Consider the following 20,492-nt stretch of genomic DNA (forward strand, 5'->3'; position numbering starts at 1 on the left):
CAGAAAATGATCATCAAAATTAATGGCGTTGAGATTGCGGCCTACCCCACGGAGTTCTCGGTCACGCCCATGGACCTGGACAACGGCGACTCCACAACGCGGGCCGCAGACGGAACCCTTAACCGGGACAGGGTCGCCGTGAAGAGACAGGTCGAAATGACCTGGAGTATGTTGGATTGGGCTACAACGTCAAAACTTCTTAAATCCATGAGCGATATATTCTTTGATCTCTATTACCCGGACCCGATGGACGGGACCTACTCGACCCGAACATTTTATGTTGGTAATCGGCCTACGCCGTTCGCCTACAACAAAAACGGGACCATCATGTGGGCCGGATTGAAGGCAACTCTTACAGAAAAATGAAAGGAGATTAGAGCATGGCAGAAGGCTGGACTTTATATGCCAAAACCCAACAAGTGAACACCATCCCAAGTACCTTGAAAGTGGACCTCTGCGACATCAATGGAACTGTTATCACAGGGATCGGATACGCCCAAGGATCTATATCCCTCGGCACCATCGATGCGAACGGGCAGCGAAGAAATACCACAGCCCAACGATGGGCGGATACCACTACGAGCTGGGGCAGCCCTACACATGTGAAATTCACGGACGCCAGCAACAATGTCTGGGGGATATTCCCGATCACCGTCACGGCGGGCTCCATGCCCATCGGTGACATCACAGAGTACGCGAACATTTCCATCGGTCAGATTGTATTTGGTTAATTAAAATTTAGGAGGATGATATAAAATGGCAGGACAAATTTCTAACGACGGTGAAAAGAACGCGCTTCAAAAGGTATTCATCGACACCCCAACTTATGTAATGTTATTGGCTCCAGCAGCCGGGGCGTTCACTATTGACGACACAACATCCCTAGCTACAGCAGCAACCTACGAAGTCGCATCAAACACCGGGTATACACGGAAGGCAATCTCCTGGGCTGCCCCGACGGTAGTATCGGGAGCAGGAACTATCTCCAATAGCGCCCAGGTTGACTTCGGAAACTGGTTAGTGGACCAAGGAACAAACAAGATCAGCCAGATCGCGATCGTCGATGCTGCGAGCGGCACTACGGGAAAAGTCCTGGCCTGGTTTGTCATTGCTTCCGGATCAGAGTTGCAGCCCGTAACCGGACAACCCGTGAGAATCCCAGCAGCGGGTCTGACCATATCACTAGACTAAGGGGTATCAAAGGGGCAAGGCTGTATTATACGTCTTGCCCTAACCAAAAAGGAGGTGAACGGAAAGTATGGCTGTGATAACGATTCAACCCGGTCCTGGCGTGGCGAAGGACACTTTCGTCGATACCCTATATAACCCAGGTAGTCCTTCATCTGCGACCGGGACGATGTTTCAGATTGGAAACTACCCCGGTCAAACGACTGATCCAGAAACCTCAGAAGTGTCATATTATGTGGCCCATTACCGAACGTATATCCAATTTGATCTGACGGGGATCACGGGTAGTATCAACTCGGCGATATTAAGTATCTACGGGTATAACAACGTCCCAACCTTTACAACATCTGCAAAGGCCCTAACAGCAACTTGGAATGCAGTAACACTAACAGGAGCCACCGTGCCACCCAATGAAACAACTAAATACGCATCTCAAACAATGACGAGCGGTGTTGGTTGGAAGAATTATGACATTACGGCACTTGTTAATCGGTGGGTTAATCTCGGCTTCGCGAATAATGGGGTTGTATTAGACGACGATGACCCAATCGTATATGACGGGGTGACAGGATCACAACAAAGTTTCTACTCAGGTGACTACACAACAGACGCAACAAAAAGACCTAAATTAGTTATTGACTACGGCGCTGGGGCCGTAACGGTCAGCCCCAGCCTAAGCTCAACATCAACGGTGACTGTTGCCTTTAACGCGATCCCGGCACGGTTACTTTTCCCGACGATGGCCCTTTCATCTTTATCCACGGTCAATGCCCAATTCGGGACGATTGCCTCAGTTTATATCAGCCCCAGCATACAATCCACATCGCAAGTCTCGGTCACAATAACCACACCGCCTATTATTTACTTCAGCGCCGCCCTTACCTCAACATCCACAGTCATCGCTGCACCGAAGGTCATCGTCCCTGAGTATTTCGCCCTCCGGGGGCAGGTTACGATCGGAGGGCTCCCTGTCGCGGGCGCTTACGTTAGAGTGATCGCTGACAACGGAGCGAACATCTTCACGACGACGACCGACGCTTCTGGAAACTACGATGTTGATGTGAACGCGGAGGGGTTATATCACGTTTTCTGCTACAAGCAGGATACCAACGGAGATATATACTCGTCGGTCGCTCAACCGTATATTACCGTGGCAGCGTCATGAGGATAACAGTTAAGCTAATCGACAAAAGCGGTAGGCCCATCAAGGGGGTTGTCCAGGTTGGAGATCAAGCACTAGAGACTGTGGACGGTGTAGCAACCTTTAGTATTAAAGGCAAGGGTGAATATGTGGTTAGAGGACTTGCTATGAATCACCACATTGAATCTACAGTCGTAGAGTTGAAGAAGAAAAACCAGGACATCTCCCTAGAATTGAGGTGAGGGAGCTATCTACCAAGAACTATATGACAAAATAGTAGCGATTAAAGATAAATATTCACCTCAAATACTCGCCATCGAAGGGGTCCACGGCATAGGGGTCGATGTAAACAACCAAAAAATTATAGTGTGTGTGGACACCATAACCCCGGATGTCTTGCTACAGATACCAACGCACCTCGACGATTGCATTGTCGAATGTCGGGGCAGCCAACCCCCAAGACACCTAGCTCAAGGGATACGGGATATGCCCCAGCCCCAGGTAGACCCGAATAACCCGGACCCGATTAGTACCCCGAAGTATAATCCTGCTCTTTTTGCGACCCAATACAACCGTCCTGTTCAACCAGGGCGGTCGGTGGGCCGTACCTATTTACCCGGCGGCGGCACCATGTCCGGGATATTCTGGAGTGAAAGGCTCCAGCAGCACGTTGGGCACTCAAACCATCACGTTCTAGCAGCGTTTAACCAAGTGTTCACGCGCCAGGATACGAACAACTCCGTGACGTTTACCGTCCAGGCGGGCGGAACGCCCTACAAGGGTGCATATTTCAGTGACTATTGGACGGCGGATTGGAAACGACAGAGCGACTATTACTATTGGCTAAAGGACGCTAATGGTAATTATGTAAGCGTCTACGGGAGCCCGAACGGCAAATCGCATATAAACTCCGTGGCTCCCACAACGGGCAAGGCGGGCGACCTTATCACAATCAACGCCCAGGTGGTAGGTAGCAGAAAAGGATTAAGCAAAGTCTTATTCAACGACGTCGAGGCCAAAGTTAAGTCCTGGGATGTAACCTACGACTTCGATGGGATAACCGACTACTACTCGACCATCGTGGTTTGGGTCCCCGATCTACCGCCAGGCGACGTACAAATCAAGATCAATGTAGAGGGCGAACCTGTTCACGCGCCAGGGGTGATCGACGGAGCAGACACGCTGATCCATCAAGTCGGTAATATGGAAGAATTCATTCCTATAGAGCCTACGATGTACAACGATTCGGCCCTATTCACCTTTCACCCATCTGTCCCCATAAAGGCTGAGTATACAATGCAGCCCGCGCTGAACGATGCCGAACTTGCGTATTATGCCAATAGTCCCCAGGCGCTAGGCGGGTACTGTCCGAACAGACAATATCGGATGCAGGACATCTATCGCGGGCCTATATTCAAGGGCATGGTCGTGATGAAAACCGGAAGAACCACGGGGACTACCTACGGCATAGTTAATCAGCCATCCTACAACTGGAATATTCACTACTCGGCCTCGGACAATGAACTAGGCCCCTTCTCATCCACAGTCATGGATACGTTTATGACCTACCCTATGGTATTCACCGACCAATATGTAAGCGATGACCCAGAAGTTCCTTTTCAATATTCCAACTGGTCAACCCGGCAAATTAATGGAATGAATCTGAAAATGAACTTCACAGACGAGGGCGATAGCGGGTCGGGTGTTTTCACGGCCTCATATGACGACTATGTAGCATTTTGTAACAAATACGGACTTGAGATAATTGTGCGTGATCCCGACACACCACCGGACCCGCCGCCTGGCCTGTTAATAGCCACGGGTTCGTTCGGACAACTTAATGACGGAGCCGGGGGCGGGGATAAAGCCTATCGCTACGTTGATTATTACGGGTTGTCATTGAGCAAGCTGCCGATGGAGATCGGCGGAGAGTCCGCCGCAGGCCGATCCCAAATGACCGTAGATATTAAACCCGAGTGGTACGCGCTGCCCAATATTAAGTCAAAGTCAAACGTCGGTCTGGAGCTGGCGCTGGTTCATGTAATCAACTTACAACCCACGCCACTAGAACTCCATGCCGCGCCGTTAGACCATAACTCGATCAACTTCGCCCTTACAGATTATCTGATAGAGGTCGAAGTGCACGCTTCACTCGCCCAGGGGGCCAGCGTCGGGCTCTCCGTCGTTGCGGAACCAGCGGTTCCCGTAGAACTAAGGACCCAGGCCGCCATGACGATCCTCCCGGCCTCGGTTGGGTTGACGCTCAACAACGTCTACACGGTAGAGCTGGGCAGCATCCAAGGGCCCATCACTGTGCCCACAAGCGTCGGGCTGGCGGTTAATTCCTATGTCAGCTTCACCCCGATCAGCATAGCGGATACCACATCGAATGTGGCACTGTCGATCCAAAAAGGGATAGTCGTACACCTACCAAAGAGCGACCTAACGAAGCACGTAAAGCCCGCAGACAATAGCTCGATCAGCTTCACGCTGGTCGGCTATTCCAAAGCGGAAAATGTGTTTTACCCGATCTTGGTCCCGACAAACCTTGGTATGTCGATCGAACCCGTCACAGCAGTACAACTAGGAGCGGCGGCCCCACGGTACGTTATACCCTCCAGCGTCGGGGTGCAGATTAGCCCGTCGGATGTCTCGCAAGTGGCCATAAGTGTCCATCCCGCCGTGGCCCCAGCCACGAAGGTCAACCTGGAACTTGTCGTAAAATTACTACCCTTTTTTCTAGCCAGACCAGACCGAGAATTTGAGGTCCAGGCGGTTATAAATGGCACAACCTACGACAAGACAATGGTTATATCGTTCGACATTGAGGACAGCCTCATACCTTCGGAAGATTTCGTCTTGGGCTCCGTGATTTCATCCAAGCTGACGCTCTCACTCCGAACGAGCGACACGATACTGTCCAACGCCACAGTTACTCCATCAGTGCGGCTGAAGGGCCCCGAAGGAGTCTCGGATTGGGTCGCGCTCGGGAAGTATTATATCGACTCTAGGGGATACCAAAACAACGTCTGGACGTTCACTTGCTACGACAAGACCATCCTATCACAGCAGACCTACGTTTCATCGCTCAGCTACCCAGCTACGATGACAGCGGTGTTCGCGGAGCTTTGTGGGCAACTAGGTCTGACCTCAGATTCAAGTGTCGTTATAAACCCGGCGTATATGATACTTTACGAGGACCTGGACATTTCCATGCACGATATGCTGGGCTATATTGCCTCGGCCCATGGGGCCAGCGTAAGACTAACCAAGGACACGGAGCAGATCACGTTTGTCAAGTTCACACCAGGAGGGACTCGGACCCCGATCCTGGCCTCGGATTATTTCACGGAGCAGCAGACAAACCCTCTGAAAACCTATACGGCAATATGCCTGACTTACAACACGGACGGAGAAACGCTAACGGCCGGGACCGGGGATGACGACCATACGCTGAATATTTACAACCCTTATATGACCCAGGCCATGCTGAATACTGTGTTCGCCTCCTTCAACGGGTACTCGTATATACCATTTACAATGAATTGGAAGGGCAATCCGACGCTCAACGTAGGAGCCCCGATAACCGTGACGCAGCGGGATGGGACGACGTTTAATTCTGTGATACTTACCAACAAGTCCTCCTACAAGGGCGGCCTCAAGGCCACGATCACGGCCCCGTCCTACTCTCCGCAGCGTAGCGAGACAGACTACAAGGGCAGCTTGAAACAGTTCGTCAATAGCCAATTAGGTAAGACCTTGCAGCCGGATATACCTTACTACGGAGTGACGATCGGCAGGGCGAACGGATTAAAAATTGCAAGGTCAGACGGGGTTTCCACGGCGACCTTTAACAGTGACAAGCTCGAAATTGACCGGAATGGATCGCCCGTATTCAAGGTGAATGATACCGGGTACGTCGAGCTGACGGGTGTTAAGATTAACGGCGGCACGATTACCTGGGGAACCGGAGGCGCGAACCCTCCAACAGCGGGCCAAGTAGGGGCGCTGCCCGTAGGATGGTCCCCGGATTTAACGGCCTATGTTACCAGCAGCTCTTTAAGCTCTACATTAACGAGCTACGCACAGACATCATCCCTGGTCAACTACCTCACCAACTCCCAATTAACAACTGTGCTGGGGCAGAATTATGTTGTCACAGGATTAGTCGCTGCGAACCGGATCGCCGTAGGGACCTTGGACGGATTCTACCTCACGGGCGCTACGGTTGAGGCGAAGAACTACCTCAAGGTGGCCTCGAATATCTGGAACGGAAACACCTCGACCTACGGTATTCAGTTCGGTTCCTCAATATACAACTACGCTATCCCGGCGACCATGAAGTATTACCAGGGACTCGCTGGCGACGGAAGTACGTTCCTCGAATTGAAGGGGTCTGGAGATTGTCAAATTGAAGTGCGCGGTGGCTGGTTTGACGTATATGCAGCCGCGACGTTCTCCTACGACGTGACGGTCAACGGGGCAGTTAATACCAACAACCTATCCCCCCGAACAGGGACAAGGATTTATGTCGGAGATTATGGCTGCAACTTCAACAACACAAGCGATGGTATTCTGCGGCTTGCTAATGGGGCGGGAGCTTACTTGTATATTTCGGGCAGCAGCTTATATTTTTACAAAGCAAACGGTACCAGCGTTGCATTAGTACCGTAGGAGGTGTTCATTTGAGCGCAACAATTGATGCCAATAGGATGATCGACAAATTAAAGGCACAGATCGGGGAACTAGCGGCTGCTGTCGCGGTCCGTGAAATACAAATCGAAGATCTCCAAACACAACTTGCTAACCCAAAAGAAGAAACCGCCTAGAGCGGTTATTTTAATGCCTATTAATAGGAAGGAAAGGGTTGGGTAATATGGGCGAACAAGAAGAACTCAAGACGAGAGTGGCCGTTTTAGAGACCAAAAACGAAGCCCAAGAGTGTCGGCTTAACTCATTAGAAATTGATGTTGGAAAGAAGTTTGACCGCCTTGAGGCGAAGCTGGATCTGGTACTACAGGCTGCACGTAGTCGTCCATCGTGGGTGGTTGCACTTACGATTTCAGGATTAATGACGATTACCACGGGTCTTATGGTTTATTTAGTTACGTACCACTAAGGAGGGACATCAAATAACCTGTCCGCATATCTTGTTAGAGAGGGGTGGACAGGTATGACAGAATCACAGGAAACTGAACTCAAGACTCAATTGGCAGTTTTACAGACCAAATTAGAGACCAAAAACGAAGCACAAGAGTATCGACTAAATTCGTTAGAGATAGAAGTTGGAAAAAAGTTCGACCGCCTTGAGGCCAAGCTGGATTATGTATTAGAGGCTACCCGAAACCGCCCAACGTGGCTGGTTGCGCTTACGATTTCAGGGCTTATGACAATTGCCACAGGGCTTGTTATTTATTTGGTTGCACGTTAGTTAGGAGGGACTTTGAACTCCTTGATAAAACCATAGATGACTAAGCAGCGACTATAGGCCAAGTGCCAGGGTGGCTGCTTATTGTTTTACCCGTTATGTCAGGAACAGTCGTGGGACTGGCAGTAGCAATGTTTAAGTAGAAAGGAGTGCTTATGTGGAAAAACCAACGATTATTTGGAAAGGGTCGCCGAATTTCAGCAGTCCCAAGGGATATAAAATCCTAGCGATTGTCGATCACATTATGAGTGGGACACTGGCGGGGACAGATTCTTGGTTTGCCAATCCAGCAAGTAAAGTAAGCTCTCACTTTGGTGTAGGTAAGAACGGAGAAATCCATCAATATGTCAATCTGGAAAACCCTGCGTGGGCCAACGGAGGAGTGAATAACCCGAGTTGGACCCTGCTTATTCCGGGGGTTAACCCCAATTATTATACGGCCAGTATTGAGCATGAAGGAAATAGTTGGGATGTAATGCCGGAGGCGCAGTACCAAGCCACCCTGGCCTTACATCGGTGGTTAATTGAGACACTAAGTATTCCTGTGACCCGCGACAATATCATTGGTCATTATAGAATTGACTCTATTAATAAGGCTAACTGCCCGGGAACAGGGTTCCCTTGGGAGCGATTATTTGATGATTTGCAAGGGGGAAACGACGTGTTAAACGTTGCAGTTTTATTATTCACGAAGGACGACTATTGGGCGGGAACTGATGTAGCTGGCAAGAATGGTAACTGTGCCATTTTTGTAAGGTCGTCAGATCATTCCGTTCCTGCTGAGGCCATGAGCGCTAAGCAATTAATTGTTGTCGGGGGACCCACAACCAAGCATCCAAACGAAGTGTTGTTGAGTGGTAATGACAAATATGCGACAGCTGCTGCTGTGGCGAAGTATTTAGGGTAATTAACTGAAGGGCTATTTTTTGCCTGAAATCGCTAAATGGGGACCGCACGTGTGGCCCCACGACGCCTTGTGTGCGGCTTTTGATTTTTCAGGGCATAGACATATGCCTTGGCAATTCGTGTGGAACCCGTCGAGATTAGGCTTTGTTCGTGAAAACTATAGCTTGAAACAAGTCCACACTGTGTGGACTTTCGCCTCGTTAAACTGCAACAATGACATTCTCGTTATACTCATTAAACTTCAATTAAAGAAAGAGGTAATTTAACATGCAAACAGCTATTTTTAACGGCCTACAGGACATTGTAGTGGCACTAATCGGAGTGTTTTTTGCTTTTATGGTGGCTTATATTAAACAGCATTTCTCCGTTACCCAAATTAGAACAGCGACTGGAATTGCCACAGAGGCGGTAAACTTCGCCGTACAAGCAGCCAAGAAGCTCGGCATAACTGAAGACTTGGCTAAATATAACTCCGCACTTACGAAAGCCAAAGAACTGGCTTCTGAGGCCGGGATTAATTTCACCGACTCCCAATGGGAGACCTTACTGGAGAGTGCTTATAAGAAGGTTAAGGCAGAATTACAACCTCTAACGGAGGCAGCTATTACTCAAGATGATATTGTTAATTTGGTTAAAGACGAATTGGGTAAGGTTGCGTCGAACGTCCCAGTGGATACTATTGTAAGTTTGATTCAGCAAGAGTTAGGCAAGTTGAGCATTTCTGTGAATGTTGCCGCTCCTTCAACGGAGGTTGCAAGCTAAGATGAAAGATATAAAAAATGTATGTGTTGAATGCAATCGAGAGTCTTATTGCATGGAACCGTGTGAAGCGTGGTTAATTGAGAACAACAAATGCCCAGTTTGCCAGAATAAACTCATCCGGGTTGGAGGTTGTACGGAATGTATAACCGGAGATTGGTCCAAGTGTGGATAATAGACCAAGAGGCCTTTTTTAGTTTTTAACTAAGTTTCCTTCTATTAAAGAGTGTCTAATTAATGGGCTTGCCGAAGAGGCGAGCCCTTCATTTTTGGGAGGAGAAATTAAGTGATTAATTATCTGTTGAGTTTGCATATATTGCACTTGCTTAAATCTAAGAATCTGATAACCGATCAAGAATTTAAGGCCATAGATAAAGAAAATAAGAAGTCCTTTTTGACTTGATTAGTGTCCCCAGCAATTATAACATGTCACCATAAAAGGAATATAAAGGAAAAGGGAGAGGGGACATTATGGCTTCAAATTCAGCGGTCAAGAAGGTTGTTACGGTCATTCCTGTAAAACCTGTTGAGGTGGTTAAAGGGTTCGCACTAGGGGCAAAGAAACGGGTAGCCGCGTATTGCAGGGTAAGCACAGATTTGAAAGAGCAGGAAACGAGCTTCGAATCACAGGTTCAGCACTATACGGATACCATTAGTAATAGAATGGATTGGGATTTGATCGATATTTATGCAGATGAAGGGATCTCGGGAACGACAACAACCAAGAGAACCGAGTTTCTAAGAATGATTAATGATTGCATGGCTGGAAAAATAGATATGATTGTTACAAAATCAATCAGTCGGTTTGCTCGCAATACCGAGGACTGCCTACACTTTGTAAGGAAGCTCAAGGACAAAGGAATAGCCGTTTATTTTGAAACAGAAAATATCGACACCCTTGGTTCTGGTGGTGAACTCTTGCTTACCATTCTTAGCGGAATGGCACAAGATAGTAGCAGAAATCAGTCAGATGTTACGAAATGGGGGATTCTAAGACAGTTTGAAAGTGGCAGAGTGCTAGTCAATACCACAAGGTTTCTGGGCTATGATAAAAATGACAATGGGGAACTTGTAATAAATGAGGAACAAGCGGATCTGGTACGCAGGGTATTCAGGGAATACCTTGAAGGGAAAAGCTACAATGCAATCGCCAAAGGGTTAACAAAGGATAAAATAAAAACTGTGACTGGAAACGAAAAATGGTGGGATTCAACCATAAGCGGGATGTTGGAAAATGAGAAGTATTATGGGGCAGCTCTTTTGCAAAAGACTATAACCGTTAATTTCCTTAATCATAAACGCAAGGCCAATAAGGGCCAGGCGCAGAAATTTATGGTCGATGATAACCACCCGCCGATCATACCTAAAGAGATATTTGATAAGGTTCAGGATGAGAAGGAACGAAGAGCCTTATTAAGGGGAAATTTGGTTGGTGACAGGCATAAATATAGTAGCAAATATCCTTTCAGTGCTATAGTTTTTTGTGGGAACTGCGGGAACATTTTTAAAAGACGACAGTGGAACAGCACAAATACATCGAAGAAAGTTGTTTGGCAGTGCAAAACTTACATAATGGACGGTAAGGATGCCTGTGGAGCCAAGGCCGTTGACGAGATTGTTTTAAAGAATGCCTTTGTAAGGATGTTCAACGGAATCTATGAAAACAAGCAGAGCTTTATAAAGACGTTGACTGAGAATATTGAAACAATTATTTTGCAAAGGCCAGATAGTAGAGAGACTGAAGCCTTGGATAATCGGATTGAGGAATTGAAAAATGAGTTGAAGAGGCTCATTCGGTTTCAGGTGAATAATGGCGTCGATGCTGAGGTTTATAACGAGGAGTACAAAAGCATATCTGAAGAACTGGAGGAAGTACGAAAGAAAAGGTTGGAGCAAGATAAGGTAATAGAATCAAAGGATGGGTTGAAACAAAGGTTTGACGAAATCCTAGAGACCATAAACGGCAGGGATTCACTACTTGAAGAGTTCGACGAAGAAATATTTAATGCGTTGGTTGAGAAGATAGAAATTCTCACGCCAACGCATTTTGTTTTTGAGTTGAAGAGTGGGATGAGGGTAGAGGAGGTAGTGAAGTGAAAGTTACCCCAAAAGAGGTGGTTTTTTCTAGGACGTCCCGTGAGGATTCCCGAGGTCTGCTACTGCAACAATATTCTTCTGAGTTTTTGGGAATATGAAGTTGTACGACGTGCTGGCAAAAGAAAGCTTAAACTTGTTTCTTTAAAATTGACTTATTTGTTGCCCTTAATACTATGACAATTGCTGCTTTCCAATTTGACGGTTCATAAGTTCCGCCTCTCAACTCTTGAATTTCTATACCACCAAACACCCAAAAGCCCATATGTTCAAGCTTATTAATCTCACTTGTCAGTTCAAAACATACTCTAACTCTATCATAAGATTCAAAGTCTGAACTGAGCTCCCCATAGTTCTGTAAAGTTTGAAAGAAACTACCTACAAATTCTACTTCATCCTCAGTGTTTAGCTCATCGTTATCGAACCCATATGAATGCGCTTCATATAAGATTTTAAAAAGTTCTTTACCTAATTCGACCCTTACGAGGTATTCTGGAATACTTTCATCCATTCTTTTAATTTTGGCTTTCATTGGTTTGTCACCAAGTTTTTCTGAGACCCACTTTTCATGATTAATTTTGATTTTGCGCAGAACATCAACCGTATTAGTTTCCCACTGGTCATCAATCATTTTATGGTGAACAGAACAAAGTAATAACAAATTATCGTATGAGTCAATAAGGTTCTTGTCAAATGTCGGATCACTCCTTGGCCCATGTTCTTGTCTAGAAATAATATGACATTCCTCACCCACAACCGAATCTACATCAAATGGGGGCGCCTCAATTACCAATACATGTCTACAGATAGCACAAAGGTTTCCCGAACGACCCCATAACATTTTTCTTACTTTATCAGCTATAGCCATAAGTTCACCTCTTAATTGCAAACGTCCGCGTAGTTCCCGAAGTCTGGTTACTCATTCATACCCTCTCAAATATGGGAATGAAGTGTTAAGTAATTTGGCCGCACCTCGATCTACTAATATCCTTCTTCAAGATCGCTGGAAATTTTAAAACTTTTCATTAATCCTTCCTATATGCTACTGCCAAAATAAAATCTGACATCATAATCGATGCATTAAGAAATAATCTTGCGTGATGATCTTGAATCCTAATTCTTTTACTTCCAACACCATGTGCATCGCTATCATTATTTCTCATTTGTGATATTGCTGTTAATATTTTCTCAAGACCTGATAGTAGCATGTTAATTCTTTTATCAATATCTTTCGACTGATGCATATCGTATAAATCCTTTACTTGTTTATACAACGATCCAATGTCACCATTTTCAGATGGTTTCTCATTCTTTAATTCTATTACATAGCAAAATACTTCTTCTAATAAGGTCCTACATTTAGTAATAGCACTATCGTAATTTGAATTATCAATGTCCACTAATGCTCTTTCTGACAATCCTTTAATATAAGCGCTGTCAATCACTTTAATTGTGGGTGCTTCAACTTCAACAATGGCATTTATCGGTTTCACAATGAACTGTTTATTAACTAGAGTAAATTCATTCCCACTAAAATACAATATCCCACTAATTTGTTTAATAAGAGTATTTACTGTTTCAGCGTATGTTTCCTCAATTTCTTCTGTAGTTAGATTTTTTAGTTTATCAATGAATTTATTTTTCGCAAATAAGCAACTTAGAAGTTGCTGCATTTTGTTATTATTAATGCAATATTCTAGCAAATTATCTAAATACATCCAACGACTTAGCGCCCCACCATTCCAACCATACTCTACCGGCAATCCAAAAGTAGTTGAAAGAGCGCATAAATCAGGCCCGCTTAAGTATGGCATTGAAATTTGAACATCATTGATTTGTCCAAAAGTTTTATCCCCGTCAAGAATAGATATAATTTCTTTGTTCTTTAACAATTTATATAATTCGTTCATCATTATTTCTCCTAAATATTACGTTCTATATAGCGTTAAACATCCGCGCAAAGACGGCGTGGCCTTTGCGGCTATTTTAAGCACATCGAAACCATTCGCCAACAATGTAATATTTACCTTTATTTTACTCTTTGAGTCCTATAACTCACATTTCGTAAAGTTTATCAAAACAACATTCTCCGTTTTAGTCCAAATTCCTCTCTGACAGCCAATTTGACCCGTTTTCATTTTCTGCTTTTCTGGCTCATTTAGCGTGTTTTAATACAAAGTGCGAAAGTCCGTTTTCCTCTCGCTTACGTTGATTTACTATGGTGTTTGTTTCGGGTTTTTCCTATTTGGCTCACGTCTAATCCTTGGGGGATGGATAGTGCCAGCCTGGGCATACCACAACATAGGATTGTAGATTAAGAGAGGGATGCACATGTCCGATTGTAAAACTCCTTGAAACGATAAACAGCAGGGATTCACTACTGGAAGACCTGTTGCTTCCATTGCGGATAAATGAAGTATTGTTAGGTTATTATAAATTAGATTGGAAAGGAGGCCTTGTTAGATTGTAACAAGTGTACGGAATCAGTTGTCAGGGTACAATTCAGGAGATTAAATTTACGGAATACATGTGCTATTTATCAAAACGAGGATGAACGATTTATTAAAACCACTCGTTTGATTGAATCAATGTAAAACTATTATAAATACCACTGGCCAAAGGCTTACTGAATTTACCTTAATTACTATATAAGGTGGTGGTTGCATTTGTTTTGGAGAAAAGTGAAGAGTCGAAGCGACCATGAACAACATAAACCTTACAATGAGGTTCAAAATAAAGCTGTAACACTAGATGCCCTCAAAAAATTAGTGGCGAACATGGATGATGTAGAAATTATTGAGCATCAAATTAATCCCAAAAAACGGGTTACACTTCTGTATATAAGAACGTTAATTAACCAAGAACGTTTAAATGAGGCTATTATTGAACCGTTGATTCATCATTCTCCTGCCTCCATTAATGAATGGATTAGCGTTTGTAAAGTATCCGAAGTCAGTGTTTTAGATGAGGCACAAAAGCAATTGATGGGGGGATCGATACTTCTTCATGATTGTAGTGAGGATCAATGGTTTGCCATTAAACTTGAAAATCCATTAAGCCGTTCCATTGAATCCTCTGAAATAGAAACTATTTTATATGGACCAAAAGACAGCTTTAGCGAGCAAATAGAACAAAATATTACATTGATTCGAAGGCGTCTACCGTTGACTTCACTTAAGACGGAGATGTTCACAGTTGGTTCCCTAACGAAAACACCCATTATCCTCATGTATATTGAAGGCTTAACGAATCCCGAATTGGTTTCGATTGCGAAAGATAAAATTCACACGATTGATTATGATATATTTTTAGATTCATCCCAAGTTGCCGCGTTTATGGAAGATAACGTGCATAGCATCTTCCCTCAATTCCAACAGACAGACCGTCCAGACTTATGTGTTTATGCTTTGGGGGCAGGAAAACTTACGATTTTAGTTGGCAATACCCCGTTTGTCTTAATTGCGCCAATCACATTTTTCGATCTCTTTATCTCTCCCGACGATTACATCCATCGTTGGCTTGTTGGAAGTTTTTTGCGTTGGATTCGATATATAAGCTTTGTTCTTTCGATTACTATGATACCGCTCTATGTATCGATAAACACACATCATTACCAAATGTTCCCTCTGCAGGTGTTATTTGTGTTATTAGAATCTAGAAGCAAAATGCCTTTTACACCATTTTGGGAAGCTTTTCTAATGTTAATCATTATTGAAATCATAATTGAAGCAAGTCTTCGAATGCCGACAAAGACAGGACAAACTTTAGGCGTAATCGGTGGTATTGTTATTGGACAAGCTTCTGTAGATGCCGGATTCGCTAGCAAGGTGTTAATTGTCACAGTAGGTATTTCCACCATCGCTTCATTTTTGGTTCCCAATTATTTTATGGTTAAGGCCAATAGGCTACTTTTATTCGGCTTTTTATTTCTTTCATCTGTCCTGGGCATTTTCGGAATGGTACTTGGAACAATTGGATTGCTCGCGCATCTTAATGGAATGACATCGCTTAAACAGCCTTACTTTGCACCTGTAGCTCCATTACATATTAATGATTGGAAGGATCTTTTCATTCGTGCCCCTCTACGCTGGATTAAGACACGCCCAGAATATTTACATCCTCAACAGAAATGGCGATACAGTCGAAGGAGATGATTACTTGCCTCCATCCTCGTTATTTGAAAAGTCATCTACCTTTAGCGGTGTTTATACAATGATGATAGTCAACCGTATGCAAATGCTATACTTTTTTATTATTATGCCGAGATATTTAGTTAAGCCCTACATGATCTGGGGCATTTTGGGGGTAGGACTGTTATCGCAAATCAATTTAATGCTTTTAGCCAAATTGTTTTCATCCAATTATTATGCAAAAGGTTACCCAGGATTTGTACAGCTATTCGGTAAAAATGCAGTTCGTTTTTTTACTTTTCTGGGGTTATTCCCAATATTAGTGAAAATTGATGTATTGACACTTGGTGTTGGGGAAGTTGTGCATCAATATATTTTCCCCTCGATGAATTCGAATTGGTTGCTTCTTTCTATTTTCCTGGTCTGTTTTTACGTTGCCGTTCAAGGAATGGAGAAAACAATACGTTTCGTTGTGATTGTCTTTTTAAGTACGATTTGGATGTTAATAATATTCTGTCCTTTTTTCTTTCCGCCGATTGCATCTCTGCATGATTTATATCCTTTGATACCTCATGATTGGTCGGGAATTTCCTGGAGTGGGTTGTTGTTAGTTTGGACATCGATGTCAGGGCCTGAAATGCTGGTGTATTTAGCTCCTTGGCTAAGTCCAAAACAAAAGATGCTAAAATATTTAACGATTGCGAATACCATTTCTACCTTGGAATACTTGCTTTTATTTACTGCTGCGTTATTATTTTTTGGTTCAAATTACTTGGATAAAACAAGATTTCCTGTGCTCGATATGATCAGGTATTTGCAATTTCCCGCATATGAACGAATTGATATAGTTTTAATCTCGCTACATATGTTTGTTCTCGTATTTGTTAATTCTATCCTCATGCTATTATTTTACGGGGCTATCCGAATACTCATGGGAAAAGGGGAGGAACAAACCACCCTAAAGGGTTTTACGGCAAGCTTACTCATTATTTTTGTAAGTAGCTTAATAATCAATCAGTGGTTCTGGAAATCTGGCGGAGAGCAGAACATTTGGATGAATCTTCAGATTGGGGTAGGGGCATTTACCTACTTTTTAGTTCCAACATTCCTTCTAGTGGCCACCAAACTAAAGGGGTGTTTTAAGGCATGACGAATATAAAACGGGTCGTTTTTGTTTTTTTAACAATTGGCGTCGTACTGTTGACCGGATGTTCCCCATTTTTTGTCGATAACAATACGGTTGAAGAAATTGCTCCTGTGATTTTCTGGTCTATCCAGGATGGAAAAGAAGGACGATTGAGAATAAGCACAATGGTGCCGCCCTTAATTAATGAGAAGAAGAGCCTGCTCACCAAGCAAGTCGATCTATTAAAACAGGGCAGAAAGGACTTTAACTTAATTTATTATCGCGAGCTGAAATTAGGACAACTTCGAATGGTCTTTATATCAGAAGATCTTGCCCGAAAAGGAATCCTTCCGATAATTGATACCCTTCTCACAGATCCGGATATCTCTCAACGGTTATATCTTGTGATTGTTAAAGGAAATTTTGAGGATTATATCAGTAATCAAGTAGTTAAACAAGAAAACTTGGACTATTTTCTTTATCGTATGCTTAAACATTATGATACTAAAAATCAAGGTGAAATCACGGTGACCAATTTGCATCAATTCATGAAACGGTTGTACACTCCATTTTCAAATCCCATACTGCCTGTTTATAAGGTTAACAAAGAAAATTTCGTTTATGATGGAACTGCTTTTTTCAGGGATGATAGATTAGTTGCAACCATCAGTGACATGAATGATCAAATTCTCCAACTCCTCGATAATGATTATTACCTTAAACTTTTAGCAATACCGTCTTTAATGGTCACTTTAGGTCAAATTCACTCAAAGGTTAATATAGAATTGGTTCCGGATTATTCGTCGATCTCAATCAAGGTCAAACTAGATGGCAGAATTGAGGAGTACCGGGGAGATAAAAATATATTTGACAGTGATGAATTAGCAGATCTTAATCAAGAGATAGAATCCTATTTTAAAAAACAAACAACAACGTTGCTAGATAATATGCAACAGTGGAAAGTAGACCCTTTGCAACTAGGAACTCACTCACTTGCCCCCTTTTCACAACCGATTAGTGAAGAGAAATGGTTAAGTGCTTGGGAAAAAATGAAAATTAATGTAGATTATCAAATTAACTTACAAACGATGAAGAATATGAACAGATAAGATATGGACAATTCGAGTATACCCATTTAGATTGTATTGACAAGAGTGTGAGATAACTTATATGTTTTCAAACCCGAAAAATCGCCCACCCCATGCACCCTGGTAACGGCAATATAACTATATAAAATATAGCTCTTTTGGCGTGACGGTGCACGTTGAGACAGTCGTGGTGATAGAGCGGAAGTAGCCTGGTATCAGCGGTTTTCAGGGTTTGGGATAAATAGAAAGAGTGTTTTATGTTCCCTTGGACTAATGTTTCAAGGGAATTTTTTATTAGGGGGGGTTAACTTTTACGCACAAATACGCGGAAATAGCAGGGTTTTTGCGTTTTAGTGTGGAAATTAATGAAAAACGCCCCCCCCCTGTGTGCCTGATGTGTTTGGTGGTTCTCCCAAGTTAAGACCGTAGTATTGATGTCGTGGGTAAAAGAGTGAGTGCGTGAAAATCCTTGAAATAGAAGGACTTGGTGGATAACATTGATTATTTAAGGTTGAGTTGATAAAACTGTGCGGAATAGGCTAACCAACATTATTGAAATATGCTTAGATGTTTATTAGTCATGTTGCAGCTTAATGGAAAGATGAATTCACTCTTATAGGGAGATTAAGCAGTTCAATAAATGAATTAACCAAATATGTGTATAAGTAAGGTGAGATTATTGTGGGAAAAACAGACCAAATATGTGAGATATTATTAATGCCAATTTGTTGTCATAAGAAACAAGATAAAATTTCACGTGAAAATAATAAAATACTGTCAGGTCAAAAATATTATTCAACTACTGATGAAGATATGTCTGATTTTGCAGTAGGCTTTTATGAAATTGTATATAAAGATATTTTAAATTCCAAGCCGCTCTTAGAACATAATGGTTATTTGCGGAATAATGAATATGCTGGCGATACAATGAACAGCTTTAATACCGTTGCGAATATTACTCCTGGAGCAGGAAAATCTCGTGTGCAAAGAACGGCTAAGGAAGAATGGCCGGAATATTTACGGAATTATCATAGCAAATATCATTGCTTGGCCAATTTCTGGATTCTTCCAATGGAAATTGGGCGAACGACAAAAGGAAAGTTAAATAAAGCGATTAATCCAATTGGCGATTATATGGATCGCTTTTTAGAAATGGTACATACAGAAATCAGGTTTGATGGATATGACAGAGAGTATTTCAGATGCTTTAAAAGTTGGGATGAATTCACTCGTAAACATTTCCTTATAAATAGTTATCTAGACCAAGAGTTAAAAATTGATTTGTATAGCAATTCCAACGAAGATAGAAGTCAGAATTTCATAAAAATTGCGTTAGATAAAATTGAACAAAGAGCGGAAAGCATTGCAAAATCAGAATATGCTGATGAATTGTGGAAGTACTTTAATAAGTGGCATTTATTTTAGAGAAGATCCGATTCTCAATTTGTCAAGGAACCCGTAATTTCGGAGGTTTTGCAATGACTGAAAATAAAAGAATAGTATATATACCCAGCACTTTAGCCTTAACCACAGTCAACCCATTGATTTCACTGGTATCTTTACCAATTTCAAAGTGTATCAAATTCGGAGTTTTTTATGCTTTTGTCAGCCTTCTCTTCCTGCTAAAATTAGAGGGGAAGAGAGGATGAAATGGGAAAGAACTACTTTGCAAAATTAGTAAGGTACATGAAAAATGTTTACCACATCGATCGTGGTTTGAATAAACTTTCTGACGGAAGAGTTAACCCCACTTATAGCACAGGCGAAGTTGCTTTGCCTGTGCTTTTTGGTTTTTTGCTCAGGATAAAGAGCTTTAACGAACTAAGTTTGATGATCAAGAATCATGAGTTTAGTCAACTATTCCCCCGAGGAACAAAGTTGCCGCAGATTGATGCTATCAGAGATACCCTTAAAGTCATGGATATCGACGGACTAAAACAAATCAATCAACACATAGTTAAAACGGCAGTTGAGAACAAGACTTTTCAAAACGGAACCATTGACGGATATATGGTGGCCGCAATAGATGGAACAAAATTCTTCGGGAGCAATAAGAAAAGCTGTTCAGAATGCTTGAAAAATACTAAAGGTAAAACGACTCATTGTTTCCATAGTGGCGCTGTCATGTCAACGGTAGGGATGGGTCCCAAATTGGTTATTGGCTTTGAGATGTACAAACCTGGACAAGATGCTGTTACAAAGGATGAAGGGGAATTGAGCGTAGGGAAAAGGTTGATTTCAAGCGTCGTGAAAAGTCATAGAAAATTAATTAATGTTGTAGTTTATGATGCCCTGGCCTGTAATTCCATCTGGATTAACCACTGCAAAAGTCTGGGCATTGATGCAATTGTTCGAGCAAAAAACAATAATAATAACAGTTTGCGGTTAGTCAAAAAGAGGGTAAATAAGTCGGAGGCCGTTGATGTTTGGGAGAGCGAAAAAGGGTTTGAGAAAGTTGTGGTTTATGAGTCAACATTTACTATGGACAACGTGGCGCAACCGTTGCGTTTTGTAAAATTTGCGATTAAACATAAAGACAAGAAGCGCACCCGATAATGATTGTAACGACTTGTATGGATATGGCACTTAAGACATTGTTTAAAATAATAAGAGCACGATGGGATATTGAGAA

General features: G+C 43.0%; 20 protein-coding genes. 18 read left to right on the forward strand and 2 right to left on the reverse strand.

Annotation, left to right across the window (positions count from 1 at the left end; all coding sequences use genetic code 11):
* Nucleotides 1-6: 6 nt before the first annotated feature.
* From E4K68_RS17950 to E4K68_RS18000, 13 genes are all read left to right on the forward strand, one after another.
* Nucleotides 7-366 carry a DUF6711 family protein gene (locus E4K68_RS17950; protein WP_135380290.1) on the forward strand — a complete coding sequence of 120 codons (360 nt, stop codon included), beginning with the start codon at nucleotides 7-9 and terminating at the stop codon, nucleotides 364-366.
* A 14-nt stretch (nucleotides 367-380) separates the two neighbouring features.
* Nucleotides 381-731, forward strand: coding sequence for a hypothetical protein (locus E4K68_RS17955; protein ID WP_135380291.1), 351 nt, complete (start codon nucleotides 381-383; stop codon nucleotides 729-731).
* Between the two features lie 100 nt (nucleotides 732-831).
* On the forward strand, nucleotides 832-1,191 hold the full coding sequence (locus E4K68_RS17960; RefSeq protein WP_135380292.1) for a hypothetical protein: 360 nt from the start codon (nucleotides 832-834) through the stop codon (nucleotides 1,189-1,191).
* A 67-nt stretch (nucleotides 1,192-1,258) separates the two neighbouring features.
* A complete protein-coding gene (locus E4K68_RS17965) occupies nucleotides 1,259-2,353 on the forward strand; it encodes a DNRLRE domain-containing protein (RefSeq protein WP_135380293.1) in 1,095 nt (364 codons plus the stop codon).
* Nucleotides 2,350-2,571 carry a hypothetical protein gene (locus E4K68_RS17970; protein ID WP_135380294.1) on the forward strand — a complete coding sequence of 74 codons (222 nt, stop codon included), beginning with the start codon at nucleotides 2,350-2,352 and terminating at the stop codon, nucleotides 2,569-2,571. Before E4K68_RS17965 ends, E4K68_RS17970 begins: the two co-directional genes overlap by 4 nt.
* A 388-nt stretch (nucleotides 2,572-2,959) precedes the next feature.
* A complete protein-coding gene (locus tag E4K68_RS17975; RefSeq protein WP_135380295.1) occupies nucleotides 2,960-7,003 on the forward strand; it encodes a hypothetical protein in 4,044 nt (1,347 codons plus the stop codon).
* An 11-nt stretch (nucleotides 7,004-7,014) separates the two neighbouring features.
* The gene (locus E4K68_RS20495; protein WP_158291467.1) at nucleotides 7,015-7,158 is read left to right on the forward strand and encodes a hypothetical protein; all 144 of its coding nucleotides are present in this window, start codon (nucleotides 7,015-7,017) and stop codon (nucleotides 7,156-7,158) included.
* A 38-nt stretch (nucleotides 7,159-7,196) separates the two neighbouring features.
* Nucleotides 7,197-7,448 carry a hypothetical protein gene (locus E4K68_RS17980; RefSeq protein ID WP_135380296.1) on the forward strand — a complete coding sequence of 84 codons (252 nt, stop codon included), beginning with the start codon at nucleotides 7,197-7,199 and terminating at the stop codon, nucleotides 7,446-7,448.
* 54 nt (nucleotides 7,449-7,502) lie between these two features.
* Complete coding sequence (locus E4K68_RS17985) at nucleotides 7,503-7,760, forward strand: hypothetical protein (protein ID WP_135380297.1); 258 nt, start codon at nucleotides 7,503-7,505, stop codon at nucleotides 7,758-7,760.
* 154 nt (nucleotides 7,761-7,914) lie between these two features.
* A complete protein-coding gene (locus E4K68_RS17990) occupies nucleotides 7,915-8,664 on the forward strand; it encodes an N-acetylmuramoyl-L-alanine amidase (protein ID WP_135380298.1) in 750 nt (249 codons plus the stop codon).
* Nucleotides 8,665-8,930: 266 nt separating this feature from the next.
* Entirely contained in the window at nucleotides 8,931-9,425 is a 495-nt protein-coding gene (locus tag E4K68_RS17995; RefSeq protein ID WP_135380299.1) for a phage holin, LLH family, read from the forward strand.
* 283 nt (nucleotides 9,426-9,708) lie between these two features.
* Nucleotides 9,709-9,825, forward strand: a complete 117-nt coding sequence (locus tag E4K68_RS21700; RefSeq protein ID WP_348982875.1) for an SHOCT domain-containing protein — start codon at nucleotides 9,709-9,711, stop codon at nucleotides 9,823-9,825.
* A 68-nt stretch (nucleotides 9,826-9,893) separates the two neighbouring features.
* Nucleotides 9,894-11,519, forward strand: a complete 1,626-nt coding sequence (locus E4K68_RS18000) for a recombinase family protein (RefSeq protein ID WP_135380300.1) — start codon at nucleotides 9,894-9,896, stop codon at nucleotides 11,517-11,519.
* 127 nt (nucleotides 11,520-11,646) lie between these two features.
* Here the strand turns inward: E4K68_RS18000 and E4K68_RS18005 are convergent, their stop codons facing one another.
* Both E4K68_RS18005 and E4K68_RS18010 read right to left on the reverse strand, forming a co-directional pair.
* Nucleotides 11,647-12,384, reverse strand: coding sequence for an HNH endonuclease signature motif containing protein (locus E4K68_RS18005; RefSeq protein WP_135380301.1), 738 nt, complete (start codon nucleotides 12,382-12,384; stop codon nucleotides 11,647-11,649).
* 157 nt (nucleotides 12,385-12,541) lie between these two features.
* The gene (locus tag E4K68_RS18010; RefSeq protein ID WP_135380302.1) at nucleotides 12,542-13,429 is read right to left on the reverse strand and encodes an abortive infection family protein; all 888 of its coding nucleotides are present in this window, start codon (nucleotides 13,427-13,429) and stop codon (nucleotides 12,542-12,544) included.
* Between the two features lie 753 nt (nucleotides 13,430-14,182).
* On the opposite strand from E4K68_RS18010, the gene E4K68_RS18015 reads away from it, so the two are divergent.
* From E4K68_RS18015 to E4K68_RS21220, 5 genes are all read left to right on the forward strand, one after another.
* Nucleotides 14,183-15,670 (forward strand): spore germination protein, encoded by a 1,488-nt coding sequence (locus E4K68_RS18015; RefSeq protein WP_135380303.1) that lies wholly within the window; start codon nucleotides 14,183-14,185, stop codon nucleotides 15,668-15,670.
* A gap of 103 nt (nucleotides 15,671-15,773) precedes the next feature.
* Complete coding sequence (locus E4K68_RS18020; protein ID WP_243450436.1) at nucleotides 15,774-16,796, forward strand: GerAB/ArcD/ProY family transporter; 1,023 nt, start codon at nucleotides 15,774-15,776, stop codon at nucleotides 16,794-16,796.
* Complete coding sequence (locus E4K68_RS18025; protein ID WP_135380305.1) at nucleotides 16,793-17,881, forward strand: Ger(x)C family spore germination protein; 1,089 nt, start codon at nucleotides 16,793-16,795, stop codon at nucleotides 17,879-17,881. Before E4K68_RS18020 ends, E4K68_RS18025 begins: the two co-directional genes overlap by 4 nt.
* Before the next feature lie 660 nt (nucleotides 17,882-18,541).
* Nucleotides 18,542-19,285, forward strand: coding sequence for a hypothetical protein (locus tag E4K68_RS18030; RefSeq protein ID WP_135380306.1), 744 nt, complete (start codon nucleotides 18,542-18,544; stop codon nucleotides 19,283-19,285).
* A 261-nt stretch (nucleotides 19,286-19,546) separates the two neighbouring features.
* The gene (locus tag E4K68_RS21220; RefSeq protein ID WP_243450437.1) at nucleotides 19,547-20,416 is read left to right on the forward strand and encodes a hypothetical protein; all 870 of its coding nucleotides are present in this window, start codon (nucleotides 19,547-19,549) and stop codon (nucleotides 20,414-20,416) included.
* Nucleotides 20,417-20,492 lie beyond the last annotated feature (76 nt).

The organism is Desulfosporosinus sp. Sb-LF, from assembly GCF_004766055.1.
Lineage (GTDB): Bacteria > Bacillota > Desulfitobacteriia > Desulfitobacteriales > Desulfitobacteriaceae > Desulfosporosinus.

Bases quoted from the DNA above. Each gene is read 5' to 3' on its own strand.
- E4K68_RS18005 (WP_135380301.1), bottom strand. From the start codon at position 12,384: ATGGCTATAGCTGATAAAGTAAGAAAAATGTTATGGGGTCGTTCGGGA.
- E4K68_RS17950 (WP_135380290.1), top strand. From the start codon at position 7: ATGATCATCAAAATTAATGGCGTTGAGATTGCGGCCTACCCCACGGAG.
- E4K68_RS21220 (WP_243450437.1), top strand. From the start codon at position 19,547: ATGAAAAATGTTTACCACATCGATCGTGGTTTGAATAAACTTTCTGAC.
- E4K68_RS17975 (WP_135380295.1), top strand. From the start codon at position 2,960: ATGTCCGGGATATTCTGGAGTGAAAGGCTCCAGCAGCACGTTGGGCAC.
- E4K68_RS18025 (WP_135380305.1), top strand. From the start codon at position 16,793: ATGACGAATATAAAACGGGTCGTTTTTGTTTTTTTAACAATTGGCGTC.
- E4K68_RS18000 (WP_135380300.1), top strand. From the start codon at position 9,894: ATGGCTTCAAATTCAGCGGTCAAGAAGGTTGTTACGGTCATTCCTGTA.
- E4K68_RS17965 (WP_135380293.1), top strand. From the start codon at position 1,259: ATGGCTGTGATAACGATTCAACCCGGTCCTGGCGTGGCGAAGGACACT.
- E4K68_RS17995 (WP_135380299.1), top strand. From the start codon at position 8,931: ATGCAAACAGCTATTTTTAACGGCCTACAGGACATTGTAGTGGCACTA.
- E4K68_RS17960 (WP_135380292.1), top strand. From the start codon at position 832: ATGTTATTGGCTCCAGCAGCCGGGGCGTTCACTATTGACGACACAACA.
- E4K68_RS17970 (WP_135380294.1), top strand. From the start codon at position 2,350: ATGAGGATAACAGTTAAGCTAATCGACAAAAGCGGTAGGCCCATCAAG.
- E4K68_RS17985 (WP_135380297.1), top strand. From the start codon at position 7,503: ATGACAGAATCACAGGAAACTGAACTCAAGACTCAATTGGCAGTTTTA.
- E4K68_RS18020 (WP_243450436.1), top strand. From the start codon at position 15,774: ATGCCGAGATATTTAGTTAAGCCCTACATGATCTGGGGCATTTTGGGG.
- E4K68_RS18010 (WP_135380302.1), bottom strand. From the start codon at position 13,429: ATGATGAACGAATTATATAAATTGTTAAAGAACAAAGAAATTATATCT.
- E4K68_RS17955 (WP_135380291.1), top strand. From the start codon at position 381: ATGGCAGAAGGCTGGACTTTATATGCCAAAACCCAACAAGTGAACACC.